At 54.1% G+C, this 13258-nt stretch carries 10 protein-coding genes; 8 read left to right on the top strand and 2 right to left on the bottom strand.

Features of this window, described 5'->3' with window-relative positions:
- Positions 1-285: 285 nt before the first annotated feature.
- From Q31a_RS03960 to Q31a_RS03925, 8 genes are all read left to right on the top strand, one after another.
- Positions 286-2250 carry a DUF1588 domain-containing protein gene (locus tag Q31a_RS03960; protein WP_145074302.1) on the top strand — a complete coding sequence of 655 codons (1965 nt, stop codon included), beginning with the start codon at positions 286-288 and terminating at the stop codon, positions 2248-2250.
- Complete coding sequence (locus Q31a_RS03955) at positions 2240-3640, top strand: DUF1552 domain-containing protein (protein WP_231691057.1); 1401 nt, start codon at positions 2240-2242, stop codon at positions 3638-3640. Before Q31a_RS03960 ends, Q31a_RS03955 begins: the two co-directional genes overlap by 11 nt.
- Positions 3641-4168: 528 nt before the next feature.
- Entirely contained in the window at positions 4169-4780 is a 612-nt protein-coding gene (locus Q31a_RS03950) for an RNA polymerase sigma factor (protein WP_145074300.1), read from the top strand.
- Complete coding sequence (locus Q31a_RS03945; protein ID WP_197356181.1) at positions 4767-6407, top strand: serine/threonine-protein kinase; 1641 nt, start codon at positions 4767-4769, stop codon at positions 6405-6407. Before Q31a_RS03950 ends, Q31a_RS03945 begins: the two co-directional genes overlap by 14 nt.
- Positions 6408-6584: 177 nt before the next feature.
- On the top strand, positions 6585-7610 hold the full coding sequence (locus Q31a_RS03940) for a DUF1559 domain-containing protein (protein WP_145074297.1): 1026 nt from the start codon (positions 6585-6587) through the stop codon (positions 7608-7610).
- 266 nt (positions 7611-7876) lie between these two features.
- The gene (locus tag Q31a_RS03935; RefSeq protein ID WP_145074294.1) at positions 7877-8875 is read left to right on the top strand and encodes a metallophosphoesterase family protein; all 999 of its coding nucleotides are present in this window, start codon (positions 7877-7879) and stop codon (positions 8873-8875) included.
- Positions 8876-9094: 219 nt separating this feature from the next.
- Positions 9095-10369, top strand: coding sequence for a hypothetical protein (locus Q31a_RS03930; RefSeq protein ID WP_145074291.1), 1275 nt, complete (start codon positions 9095-9097; stop codon positions 10367-10369).
- A 312-nt stretch (positions 10370-10681) separates the two neighbouring features.
- On the top strand, positions 10682-11575 hold the full coding sequence (locus Q31a_RS03925; RefSeq protein WP_231691056.1) for a hypothetical protein: 894 nt from the start codon (positions 10682-10684) through the stop codon (positions 11573-11575).
- Positions 11576-11919: 344 nt separating this feature from the next.
- On the opposite strand, the gene Q31a_RS03920 is transcribed toward Q31a_RS03925, so the two are convergent.
- The gene (locus tag Q31a_RS03920; RefSeq protein ID WP_145074288.1) at positions 11920-12441 is read right to left on the bottom strand and encodes a hypothetical protein; all 522 of its coding nucleotides are present in this window, start codon (positions 12439-12441) and stop codon (positions 11920-11922) included.
- Positions 12435-13013 (bottom strand): alpha-ketoglutarate-dependent dioxygenase AlkB family protein, encoded by a 579-nt coding sequence (locus Q31a_RS03915; protein ID WP_145074285.1) that lies wholly within the window; start codon positions 13011-13013, stop codon positions 12435-12437. The genes Q31a_RS03920 and Q31a_RS03915 overlap by 7 nt, the downstream gene beginning before the upstream one ends.
- Positions 13014-13258: the final 245 nt, after the last annotated feature.

The raw sequence follows: 13258 nt of genomic DNA, 5'->3' as shown, positions 1-13258 counted from the left end.
CCTTTCGCATCTTTCGTGTATTTCGCGGTTGTAAATCGGCTCCCCTACTCGCCAGCCGGACACACCACACCTGACCACTAAATCCATGTGCAAGCTCACGTAGTCCAAACGGCGCAAGCAAAATTCACGCGACCAATGCTATTTTCAGGCCAACATTGCTCCACCGTCGACATGAAATGCAAGATTGGGGGCGAATTCCAGCGGGCGGTCGCTTACAATGGAGGATCCCCCGCCGAGTGCACTTTTGTGCTCTCCCCCCCCCTCCAGTAGCCCAGCCTAGCGTCCATGTTTGCCCACCTAACGTCTTTGCGGTTTACCCTACTCCTGGTGCTTGCTTTGCAAGTTACAGTGGTACCAACTGCGGCTGCCGTCGAAAACACCGGCAACGACACTTTGCCTCAATCCAAGGTGATCCAGTTCTTTGACACCTACTGCGTTAGTTGCCACGACGGAGCAGGAGCCGAGGCGGGCCTCGACCTGAGCTCATTTGATTCTGGGGACCAGCTCGCGGCTGAGATCGACAAGTGGAATCGGATTGCGGATCGCATCGCCGACCAACAGATGCCGCCCATCGATAGCGAAATACCAACGCTGGAGATGCGAACTGCAACGGTGCAGTGGATTCGCGATACCATTCACGCCGCCGTCTGCGATGACGGTATTGCCCCGGGCGGCCCGATGCTCCGCCGGCTGAACCGAACCGAATATGCCAACACGGTTCGCGATCTACTAGGAATTCAGTTTAATGCCGGACATGAATTGCCTGAGGACGGCGCTGGGGGCGAAGGCTTTGATAACGCTGCCGAAACGTTGTTCATCTCGCCGATCCACGCCGAGAAATATCTTGATGCTGCCCGCACCGCCTTAACGCATGCCATGAGTGACCCGAAGGATCGGAAATCGATTTTGGTTTCCGTGCCAACCCCGGACACTTCGCCTCAAGCAGCGGCCCAGAAAGTCCTGTCCAAGTTTCTTCCTCGCGCCTTTCGCCGGCCAGCTTCCGACGAAGAGGTCGAACAGTATTTGCAGTTGTTTCGACAAGTCTACGAAGAAGACCAGTCCTACGATTCGGCCATCACTTTTGCCTTGGAAGCGGCCATGGTGTCGCCCAAGTTCCTATTCCTGTGGGAACAACCCCACACCGAAACGACACCGATCCCCCTCACACACTATGAGATGGCTTCTCGTCTCTCCTATTTCCTATGGGCCTCAATGCCCGATGCGGAGTTGATGCAACTAGCCGCCGAAGAGAAGCTGCACGATGAAGCGGTCCTCACGCAACAGGTCGCGAGAATGGTGCAAAGTCGCATTGACGATCGGGGACACCGCCGCGATGCCAAAGTCCGCGAGTTCGCGAGCAGTTTTGTGGAGCAATGGTTGGGAACCCGGGCCTTGGGACGCGAGTTTAAGCCAGACCAATCGGTCGTCGGGAAACTCAACTCAGAACTCCAAGGAGGGATGAAGTACGAGCCGGTGTTTTTCATGGAAGACTTGCTAGCGGAAAACCTTTCACTGCTGAACTGGATTGATGCTGATTTCACGTATGCCAATTCCAGCTTAGCGCGGCACTACGGCATCGAGGGAACCTTTCGGGAACAACCCAGGCGAGTGGATTTGCCAGAGAACAGCCATCGTGGTGGCGTGTTGGGCATGAGTGCCGTGCTGGCCGTGTCCTCATTCTCGCATCGTACAAGTCCCGTGCTGCGCGGCAAGTGGATCATGGAAACGCTGTTGGGATCCGCGCCGCCTCCCCCACCGCCCAACGTGCCAACCCTAGAGGAAAACGCTGCCGAGGGGAGCGAAAAACGAACCCTGCGCGAACGACTGGAACTCCACCGAGCCGATGCCGCTTGCGCTTCCTGCCACGCGGTCATGGATCCACTCGGCTTTGGATTGGAAAATTATGATGTCTTGGGGCGCTGGCGAACGGAAGAGCAGGGCATGCCAATTGACAGCACTGGAACGCTCCCCGACGGCACCACCTTTGAAGGCGTTGCTGGATTGAAGCAACAATTAATGCAACGGAAAGACGCCTTCATTCGACACTTAACCAGCAAAATGCTGGGGTACGCGTTGGCGCGACAATTGACCAACGAAGATCAATGTGTCGTCGATGCCATTAGCCAGAAACTTGCCGAGGACGAATATCGCGCGCAGACCTTGGTGTTAGAAATCGTCAAGAGTCTACCATTTCAGTACAAGCGTGGACAAACGCCCCCTTTGAACCAGGAAATGAACGATGGCCAGTAAAGTACGCATGACGTTTCTTGACAACCAAAACCTGCGACAGACCGCCTTGTCACGACGCACACTGCTGCGCGGGACCGGCGCAGCGTTAGCACTACCGTGGTTGGAAGCCATGATGCCACGCCGCGCCTTGGGTGCCGGTGCAGAGGATTTGCCGCAAGATCAATCCCCGGTTCGCATGGCTGCTCTATTTGTTCCCAACGGAGTTCGGCAAGACAAATGGACTCCAGATGCGGAAGGACGGAATTTCCAACTCTCTCCAACGCTAGAACCCTTGGAGGCAGTTAAGGATCAATTGTTGGTACTGACCAACCTGTGGAATCAAGGTAGCAACGTTGGCGATGGACACTACGTCAAAACCTCTGGCTTCCTAACTTGCACTACCATCAACAAATCACTCGGGATCGATTTGAATTGCAACGGCCGTTCGGTGGACCAAGTCGCTGCATCGCACTCGGAACGATTAACGCCACTTCCATCTCTGGAGTTGGGAATCGATCCCGTCACCACGGGTGTTGATACAAATGTCGGTTACACGCGCGTCTATGGTTCGCATATCGCATGGAGTGGTCCCACCAGCCCACTTGCTCGCGAGCTGAATCCCCACCTCGTTTATGAACGCCTGCTGCGATCGGCCAAACCACACGGCAAATCGACGAAGCGCGATGCGTTATTGCTCGATCAAGTCATCGACGACGCCAAGCAACTCTCCGTGCGGCTTGGAGTCGAGGACCGACGCCGCATGGATGAGTACTTGCAATCGGTGCGCAGCATCGAGAAACGTCTCGAACGGCAAGAACAGGGCGGCCTATCTGCTTGGAAGCCTCGGATGGAGTTGGATGCGTCGCACGCTCCCCCTGAAGAGGTTCCCGACCAATTCCCCGAGCACGTCCGATTGATGCTGGACATGATCGCCTTGGCATTCCAAACCGATACCACACGCGTGTGCACCTTCATGTTTGGCAATGCGGTAAGTGGACGCAATTTCTCGTTTCTCGACGGCGTCTCAGGTGGTCACCACGACACCTCGCACCACCAAAATTCCGAAGAGAAACTTGAGCAGTACCAGAAAATCACGCGATGGCACGTCGAGCAGTACGCGTACTTGCTAGGCAAGCTGCGCAGCATGAAAGAAGGCGAACGTACGGTCCTTGACAATTCGATGATTCTGTATGGATCCGGCCTACGCGACGGCAACAGTCACAGCCCCCACAATTTGCCAATCTTGGTGGGCGGTAGTGGTGGCGGTCGCATTGAGACCGGGCAACACTTGTCATTCAGTCCCGACACGCCATTGGCCAATTTGTACGTTGCCATGCTGAATGCCTTTGGACATCAGACCGATCAGTTTGCCGACAGCACCGGCATCCTCCCCGGCGTGCTCCGCTCCTGAAATCATTACGATACAAATTGTTTCGAGTACGGACGAACCCACCAAAGCACGCAAGTCGGTGGGCCTGACTGCCCGACTACCTGACTGACTAGACAATCGCTTCCGTCACAGCAGCGGCCTGGAATGCCCCTTTTGCTGTACCAGGGGATACACACGGTTTGGTTAGGAAACAAGTAGCGGTTCAGGTTGTTCGCTGTGCTGATGGAGTGGAGTGAACGAGCCGGCGGAGCGGTTCGGCGACGATCCGCCCATAATGGTTCCGAAGGTCCTTAGCCATTTCCACGCGTTAAACCGCGGGAATGCACGACCTGCAGTTTCCCCCAAGGTGCTGATTTCAGCACCTTCAAGCGAATCCTCTCGCCGACGATCTCAATGGCTCTCATGCCGCCTCTTGAACTCCCCACTGACGCCCAACGCCTCGCGTTCTCAGAAAATTTGGGCAATCGTGTGAAAGATTGTCGAGGTTGGTGAGTCTTCTATGTAGAAGAGCTTCCCCGTGCTCAAATTATTGCCTCCACTGGATACCCGATGACCGCCAGCCCACCTGAGACGCGAGCCAGCTTGATTCTGCGATTGCAGGATGCGGCGGACATCACGGCTTGGGATGAGTTCGCGGAAATCTATGCTCCGGTCGTTTACCGATCGGCGCGCCGCCTTGGATTGCAAGCAGCCGACGCGGACGACGTTGTGCAGGAAGTGCTGTCAGCTGTTGCCCGCTCAGTCACAGAGTGGGTCGGCCGCGACGATCGCGGTGTTTTTCGGGCTTGGTTGTATCGGATTGCTCGCAATACAGCGATTGATTTTTTGACTCGTCGCAAACATCAACCTTGGGCAGACGGAGGTGCTGAGGCAGTTCGGCATTTGCAGGCACTCGAAGCGACAGAGGAAGTATCGAGCCAATTTGGAATGGAAGTTCGTCGCGAGATCTTTGAACGAGCTTCGGAAATGATCCGATCGAAAGTCAGCGATACAACCTGGCAAGCTTTCCATCGCACCACCGTCCTCGGTCAGTCGATCGAAGCGGTGGCGGCGCAGCTGGATGTCAGCCCTGCCAGTATCTACATCGCCCGTAGCCGAGTGATGAAGCGATTGCAGATCGCCGTGAAATCCTTTGAGGAGATTTCCAATGATGGACTGTGATGACATTGCTTTCGAGGATCTGTTGAATGGCGAGGGTGACATCGACTCGCACGATCCTGAAATGGCTCGGCATCTCGAAACCTGCACGCATTGTCAAACTCGCTTGGCGGGACTTGCCGCCAATGCAGAACAATGGGAGGAGACGCAGCACTGGCTATCGAGCAGAGGCGCCAAAGATCCGATGGATGCCGAATTGTTGGAAGCTCGTGAGCGTTGGAAACGTCCGGTTGCCTGGAACGAAGCAATGGCGAAGCGTCTATTGTCAGCCGCCCGCCATCCCGAAATGTTGGGCCGCATTGGACGTTACGATGTGGAACGGTTGATCGGCAGCGGAGGCATGGGCGTGGTGTTCAAAGCCTACGACACGGAATTGAACCGGCCGGTTGCGGTAAAGCTGCTGGCTCCCTATCTGGCTAGCAGTGGAGCGGCGCGCAATCGGTTTGCAAGGGAAGCATGCGCGGCGGCAGCAGTCGTTGATGATCATGTCGTCCCGATTCATAACGTGGAAACCGATGAAGAACATCCTTTTTTGGTGATGAAGTACATCGCAGGGGGTTCACTGCAACAGCGACTGAATCGCGAAGGCCCCTTGGAGCTCTGTGAAGTGCTGCGCATCGGTATGCACACGGCCAAAGGGCTCGCCGCCGCACACGCCCAAGGCTTAATCCACCGCGACGTGAAGCCATCCAACATCCTGTTAGACGAGGGCGTAGATCGCGCACTCTTGACGGACTTCGGCCTCGCACGGACTACCGACGACGCCAGCCTGACTCGCAGTGGGTTTCACCCCGGCACGCCCCACTACATGTCCCCCGAGCAAATTCGTGGGGAAGCAATCGACGCACGCAGCGATCTGTTCGGACTCGGCTGCGTACTTTACTCGCTATGCACTGGCCACCCGCCCTTCCGCAGCGAAACAAGCTATGCCGTCCTCCGTCGCATCACCGACGACACACCGCGACCGATTCGCGAAAGCAATTCCAAGGTGCCCGAGTGGCTCGAACAAATCGTGATGAAATTGCTCGCCAAATCGCCCGACAACCGGTTTGACTCTGCCCAGCAAGTCGCCGAACTCTTGGAAAACTGCTTAGCCCATGTTCAGCAACCGACCACCACGCCTTTCCCGAATTCTGTTTCCATCCTCATAGCCCAACAGGAGAAAATTGTGGCCGACACTCGCAAGACAGGCACTAGGAGCTTGCCCGCCAGATTGGTTGGCTGGCCGCTCGCTATTTTTATCGTACTCGTGACCGGCTTCGCGGGACTTGCCTGGATGCTCAATTCGCATTTCACCCAACAGAGGAGAGAGATGGAAGTGATTAGAGCGGTAAACGATCAGCAGTTCATCGTGGATCAGCAGGCATTCTCGCCTGGGCAAGGTCGACATATTTTTCCAATTGACCATTTCGAAGATGTCGACGCTTTTATTTCCGCCTATGAACACCAAGCCCTGCGGATTCATGTACCCGTTGGTAGCTACGGTAAATCTTGGAAACTTACTTTCAGCAATTCGGCTGAAGGCATTTCACTGAGACAGGTTGATGGAAGGCCAAGGAGTTTGGTCGAAGCTGGGATTAAGCCGGGCAGCGCCCTAAATGTGCAACGCTTAGGGCCGTCGGAACAATAACGGTCGCCAGATCGTTCCGCCGATCGGCACTTTCCCGAACGAACCGGCGGAGTGGTTCGGCGACTATCCGCCAATAATTGTTCCGACGGTCCTTAGATCCCCAATAGTTGCCCCTTCATTGCTAGCTGCTTCTTTTCCTGCAATGCTCCCCTGAAATAGAATTGAAGGACGTGCAAAATGTCGTTCGTCACCGCAAGTTCGAATTCTAAGGTAGACCATGCAATACGCTCGCAGCGGATGGGATTCACACTCATCGAGCTATTGGTGACGCTAGGTATCCTATCGATTTTGGTTGCTTTGTTGCTGCCAGCGGTTTTGTCGGTGCGCGAGTCCAGTCGCCAGTTGGTTTGCAAAAACAACCTTCGACAAACCGGTTTGGCAATACAGACATTCCATGACGCGAACAAGCGCCTTCCCTCACTCTATAACGGCTCGTTCGAACACGCTGGATCCAGTATCGCCTTTCCACGCCGATACTGGGACGAACACCACTTTCATTCTTGGCAGACAGCCATTTTGCCCCAACTGGAGCAGACTGCAGTGTACGACCGAATCGACCAGACGTTGGCTGCTTCGGATCCCCTTCATCAGCCGATCGTCAACCTTTTACTGCCCGTCTTCCAGTGTCCGTCAACCAGTAACTACACGGTCTTCTCCAAGGTTCACCAATATGCCCCAAACGACGTGATTGGAACTGCAGCGCGGAGTGATTACGAAGCCATGGGAGGCGTAAGACTCTCGACAACAAGTGACGAAAACAAGATGGTCACTGGCACCACGGTTGCTCTTGGTGTTTGGGGGCTACCGCGTCAGTCTGTCCCGAAGGACGGGACCTATGCTGGATTGGAAACAACACGCTTCAGAGATGTGTCCGATGGGCTCTCAAATTCAATGGTCGTTGCCGAGGTAGCTGGCCGCCCCGATCTATATGTGCGCGGTAAACCGGATCAGCCGTACGGCGTAGGAAGTGTTGGCATCATGCGACCCGCCTGGGCAATTAGCGGAAGTTATCACGCAACGTTGCTGCGCAAGGACCTAGGCGTGAACGTCTCAAACTCGGGCGGCATCTACAGCTTTCACACAAACGGTGTGAACATTGGCTTGGCCGACGGATCGGTAAGAATGCTCTCAAACGCAACAGACATTGCTGTTTTGCACGCGCTGACAACGCGCGCGGGTCGGGAAACGGTAATTCTGGAATGAGGCGACCATTCATCGGCCGCGCTCGGACCATCACCGGGCCTGGATGTCCATTGTCCAGGAAAATGAGGCGAGGCAATAGCCCGCCAGCTTGACCTAGAATCAACGATGCGACCATGAGTCCGTTTTCAGGTCCAAGCTCCCCTGACATCGCGTCCGTTCCAGCCTGGTAAGGCGCGGGCAACGGTGGAAAACACCAGACCAGATCTGCTATGCTACAGGGGTCGTAATCCAGTTCCAAAGCAGCCAGACACTCGTGAGTTCATTCGATGAAACGTCGCACATTCGTACAAACAGGAGCCGCTGCCTCGGTTGCCGGATTTGCTTCCAAGACGAGTGGTGCTCAACCGGCCTCCAGCCACGAAACACCCCGTGGGGAATCCTTCGCAATTGACGATCACAAAGTCACTTTCTACACCACCGCCGTGACTCGCCCAGTCAATGTCATGATTGTGGCTGACACTCATCTGTTCACGGATGACGCGCGAGGCCGACCGTACCAGGAATACAGTGGCCGAATGGCCAAGGCCTACAATTCGACGACTCATGCTAGAACCGGGAAGCCAACCAATCCGGAACAGTGTTTCGAAGAAGCTCTCGGCCGAACTAAATCCGGACACTTCGATCTGCTGGCCCTGGTGGGAGACATCTTCAGCTTTCCGTCGGAAGCTGCCATCGAATGGGTCACGCAGCGACTTGGCGCCATCGAGACTCCATGGCTATATGTAGCGGGAAATCACGACTGGCACTACGAGGGCATGGAGGGGACATTGCAAGAACTGCGAGCCGAATGGACGGAGCGCCGATTGAAGCCAATGTATCAGGGGAATCATCCTCTGATGGCCGCCTACGATGTCCACGGTGTTCGCTTTCTAGCGATCGACAATTCGCATTACGAAATTCTACCGGAGCAGCTTGAATTCTTCCGGGCGGAGGTAAGTCGCGGTCAGCCTCTGGTTCTGCTGCTCCATATTCCGTTGGCTGCCCCCGGTCGTCCCATGGGATTCGGTTGTGGGAATCCCCAATGGTCCGCCGCCACGGATCGCAATTTCAAAATTGAACGTCGTCCCAGATGGCCGGAAGCCGGGCATACGCAAACGACGCTCGACTTCCATCGCGAGGTTTTCGAGGCCGATAACTTGATGGGAATATTTGCTGGTCACATTCATCGGCAGTCGGTAGATGTCGTCAACGGCATTCCTCAGTTTGTGACGAATGCCAACGCCGTTGGAGCCTTCATGGAGATTCGCTTTGAACCGCAGGCTTGACTCGTCTCGCCGATGCTCACTGACACGATTTCACAACCTCTTGCTCGCAAGTTCAGAACATCTTAGCCGACAGTCGGCTCGCTAACCACGCATGGTCAGGACCGTGAGCACTTGCACTTTATTGCTATTGGTTTTCCTCCGGTCGACCTTCGCAACCCTAGCGCCAGGAATCGCCTCGGACTTCCAGCGATTGGTCTCCTTACCTACAAAACGGAAATCATGATGACACTACGCCCTCAACATCGCCGACGATTTCTGTCGACCGCCGCCGCTACCGCCACATGCGGTGCCTTGCTGAACTCGAAACTCGCCCTTCCGCTAAATGCCGCTCCTGGATACGCGACCGGTGAAACCGACCACTTCTGGTACCGGCTGGCCCCAATCGGACCTTACATCGACACGCAACGGGATCACAAGGCATTCGGATTTGATCAGGAGAACATTTTCCTCTCTGAAGACAATGGGCACACGTGGACTCACCGCGCGGCGTTTCCGGATGCTGAAAACATCACATTCAGTTGCATCCTGAAGAACGGTAACATTCTGTTTGCGACCCGCCAGAAATTGTTTCTGAGCACCGACAATCTCGCGACCTACCGACAAATTACGGTTACGGATCGCAATGGCCAAGACTATCTACCTCATACGCCCGTCGATCCCGATCAGCCCGGTTGGTATTTCCACCCGTTGGATGGCGAACATACCTGGGACGTACAGGGGAAAGAAATGCTGGTATGGGGCAATTACTGCAATGTGATTGGCGGAGCTGTCCCAGTGAATATCTACTACTCCACCGACAATGGTGAGACGGTAAAGATCGCGTATTCCTTCGGACAAAATCCAAAGTTCCAACAAACTGGAGCTACCCCAGAAACGATGCTTGGCAATGCCGCGAATCCACTCGTCGCCCGTCACATCCATGGAGTAACATACAACCCCGTCGAAAATGCGTTCTACACTTGCACCGGTGATATTGACCGCGGATTTGGCAACGAATGCCACTGGTTGCGTGGCACCTATGAGGCGGCGTCGGACACTTGGGACTGGAACGTGCTCGTATCGGTTAACTCCGATTCGCGGTTCAAATCTGGTGGCATCAACTTTGTGGATGGGCAGTTGTATTGGGCGGCGGACGCGAATGGCCCCAAGGTTGGCCCCAAACATGATCGAGGAATCTTCCGCTGCGCCCCCGAAGACATCACCAATAAGGCCGCCCACACTCGGCTGTACGATATGGAATTTGAATCCGCCAATATGATCATTCAAGATGGAGTGATCCTATCAGCTCTATACGCGCCCGCTTCGACATCGACCTGCGGCTTTGTCTATTCCCCTGATATGGGAAAGACCTGGGCAGAATACGACCTGAACGAATTTGGGCCACGTTCGGGCTGCCGCTTTTCGAAGAAGAACACCGATGGCTGGTTTCGTGTCGATCTCAGAAAGGGCTGGATCGAGCGCGCAGATGTCCTATTCATTAAACCGAAACAATAGTAGAACATCACGGCACTCGGGGGAACAAAAAGAGCAGGGGCTTGGTTGGAAAGTGAGCTTCTTCATTCAGGACGATCAACACTCTTTTGTTTCGGCTCAATAGGATGCGCAAAACGCATTGCGTGACTAACAACGGTTGACCAAGTGACAGAGTGCAATGCAGCGTGGCCACTACCGTCGACTTGACCTGGATTCAACGACGTGCTCCCGTGGAGCATCACCAATCCAATTCCCGAACAAAGATTCCTTTACCTCTTCATTCCATATTTGAATACCGATTGAGCCTATCCAAGATGAAGGGATTTTGCGGACATGAGAGTATCGATAACGAAATATTGCCTCGCATTGTTTTTCCTAGTGCTGATCCCATCTTCATTGTGCGTTGCGCAATCATGGGGCTACAACCACAACCGGATTGCGATGAGTTTTGACGGCAATAGCGCTCCTGACAAGGATTACAAATGGCCGACAGGCGATCCAGACGATTGGGGAGCCCTCCCTGCATCGTGTGCGATCATGGCGAAACTGGGGTTACAGAACAAGTTGGTTCACTGCTCATACAACAATTTCATCGACGCGCCAGCGGGGCCGGACTCTCAAAATCAACTGAAGATCAGCGCGGATGGAGTGATCAAGTATTGGGGGTTCGATCGCCAAGTATTCTTCGACGTTACCCAACAGAAGCAACAGGCAATTGGAAGCCTTGCGACGGAGATGGGAAAGTCAACGGACAGTGATCCGCTGTACTTCATCCATGCAGGCTTATCGGAGTTTGTCTATCTTGCGGTCGAAGACGTGATACGGCGTGGAAAGGCGGAATCGCTGTCACACGTTCACTTGGTGTCCCATAGTGCATTCAATGAAAACGAGCGTCGTCGTTCAAACCATCACACTTGGAAGGATATTCAAGAACTCAGTGGAAATCGGATACAGTATGTAAAGATCAAGGACCAAAACCACAAAGAAGATCCGAATCACCTGTGGCATTCGGGGAAAGACTTCTCCGTTTGGCATTGGATGCGTGATCATCCAGAGCCCGACATCCAATGGATGTACTCAAGGGTAATAGCGCACCGAGGGCATGTCGCAGACATTTCAGATTGTGGAATGCTCTTCTACTTACTGGTCGGCGATGAAGATGGCAGCCCGACCAAATTTCGCGATTTCATTGGAAAGCAAATTAGCTCGCCAATCCAATCGGAGTGAAAAAGTTTGCGAGTTGCCTTTACACGGGAATACAGCCAAGGAAGTCACCACATCTCTGACATTCCAAACGATCTTAGTGAGGCCCGTGAAGTTCTCAGCACAATCAACAGAGACGACGCTTTCCACCGCGTCCTTGACTGCTGCCGCTACGAAGCGAGTCCACGGCTTTCAATAGCCCGTTCCTAGACGGGCTGTTGATTTAATAGCAATTTACATTTTAATGCGGAGGTTGCGTCCTTAATTGACTTGTAGCGGAGGTTATCTTCCCTTGCTCACGCGGCGGGTTACTATTTCAACAGCCCGTAGAGCTCGCTTGACATTCCCGATTGGGCAATCCCAATCTCTCAATTGCGATAGAAGTCAATCCAGCTCATGCTGATCGACGGTGGGTTGTCTTGGAACAGCCTCTGCGGCAACTGCACTTGAAAGAGGCCATCCTTGAGCGGAATGACCTTCGTAGGCTGGCTATCCTTATCGAGCAAATGCACCTTCAATCTCAAGGAGCTGTTGGGATCCAGTGGTGATTCCTCCTTGCCTGCTAGCCAAGTTCGCACTTCACCGTTTTGACTTGAGACCGCTACTGCCAGCTTTAATTGGTCGCTCGCGACAGTGAAGCTCTCCAGCCCCTTCAATCGCAGTTGGATAACGACCGATTTAGGCCATTGCTCAGTTTTCCGCTCAATCGCCAGGGAACTAATACCAGCGGGACACCGAATTGAGACGACCATCTTGTCCTCGAAAACACATGCTTCGACTCGGTCGTTGTCGCGTTTGGCAGAGAACTGGAATGGAAGCGCATCCTCCGCCTTGCCCACGACGCCAGAGAACGCAAGGATCAGTCCCGCAGAGACTAAGAATTTCAACATGCCGACTCGTTCCGTGCAATTTTCCTGAACGTCAAGTTAATCCGCTCACCTACAAGCATCTTAGTCTTGGGCACTTCATGCTGCCAGAATTGTTGCATCGTCCCGGCCATGATGATCAGCGTCCCATGGCCTGCGAGAAAAGTTTGGGTTTCACGCGTCGTTTTGTGCCGTATCCGAAACTTGCGTGTTGCGCCCAAAGAGAGAGAGCCGATCACATCTCCCATTTCCGGTTCGTCGTCTGCGTGCCATCCCATGCTATCCTTGCCAGAGCGATAGCAGTTCAACAAGCAGTAGTTGTACTCTCCCCTTACAGCTTCGATTCGGCGTTTGATCTCTAGTAAAGTCGATGTCCAGGGCAGAGCCGCGTAGTCGCTGCCGGAATACCGATAGGAAATTCCAGCAGCCCCGTAGGAAGCGATCAAGCGTGGTTGCATGTGGCCGAAAATTCCAGGCTTTTGCTCCCAAGCTGTTTGGTCGCGCAGTTCCACCCAATAGCGATCCGCAAGTTCCGCAGGTAGGAAGGATTTGTCGTACAGTAGGATGCCGCCATTTCGTAGTTTCAGAATTTGCATAGTCCGCCCTCTATCCGACGACTCTCTCCAGTGTATGTGATCGGAGAGTCAACTAGCTCTCAACAATTCACGAATTGCACGAGCCGGGTTTGTTACCTGTGATGAAGTGGTTAACATGCCGTCACAGGCTGTCGGTTTAAAAAATGTCGACCTCCGCTCCACATGAGCCTGCATCTCTAATGCTAATCTCGCGTAGGGAAAGGGGAAACGGGTATTGTGATTTCGATGAAACCAACAAGCCGCGC

Origin of the sequence: Aureliella helgolandensis, from assembly GCF_007752135.1 — a bacterium.
Classification (GTDB): domain Bacteria; phylum Planctomycetota; class Planctomycetia; order Pirellulales; family Pirellulaceae; genus Aureliella; species Aureliella helgolandensis.
This window is presented reverse-complemented; position numbering and strand designations above follow the sequence as displayed.

Coding starts and splice junctions, on each gene's coding strand:
- Q31a_RS03960 (WP_145074302.1), top strand. CDS start 286: ATGTTTGCCCACCTAACGTCTTTGCGGTTTACCCTACTCCTGGTGCTT.
- Q31a_RS03955 (WP_231691057.1), top strand. CDS start 2,240: ATGGCCAGTAAAGTACGCATGACGTTTCTTGACAACCAAAACCTGCGA.
- Q31a_RS03950 (WP_145074300.1), top strand. CDS start 4,169: ATGACCGCCAGCCCACCTGAGACGCGAGCCAGCTTGATTCTGCGATTG.
- Q31a_RS03945 (WP_197356181.1), top strand. CDS start 4,767: ATGATGGACTGTGATGACATTGCTTTCGAGGATCTGTTGAATGGCGAG.
- Q31a_RS03940 (WP_145074297.1), top strand. CDS start 6,585: ATGTCGTTCGTCACCGCAAGTTCGAATTCTAAGGTAGACCATGCAATA.
- Q31a_RS03935 (WP_145074294.1), top strand. CDS start 7,877: ATGAAACGTCGCACATTCGTACAAACAGGAGCCGCTGCCTCGGTTGCC.
- Q31a_RS03930 (WP_145074291.1), top strand. CDS start 9,095: ATGATGACACTACGCCCTCAACATCGCCGACGATTTCTGTCGACCGCC.
- Q31a_RS03925 (WP_231691056.1), top strand. CDS start 10,682: ATGAGAGTATCGATAACGAAATATTGCCTCGCATTGTTTTTCCTAGTG.
- Q31a_RS03920 (WP_145074288.1), bottom strand. CDS start 12,441: ATGTTGAAATTCTTAGTCTCTGCGGGACTGATCCTTGCGTTCTCTGGC.
- Q31a_RS03915 (WP_145074285.1), bottom strand. CDS start 13,013: ATGCAAATTCTGAAACTACGAAATGGCGGCATCCTACTGTACGACAAA.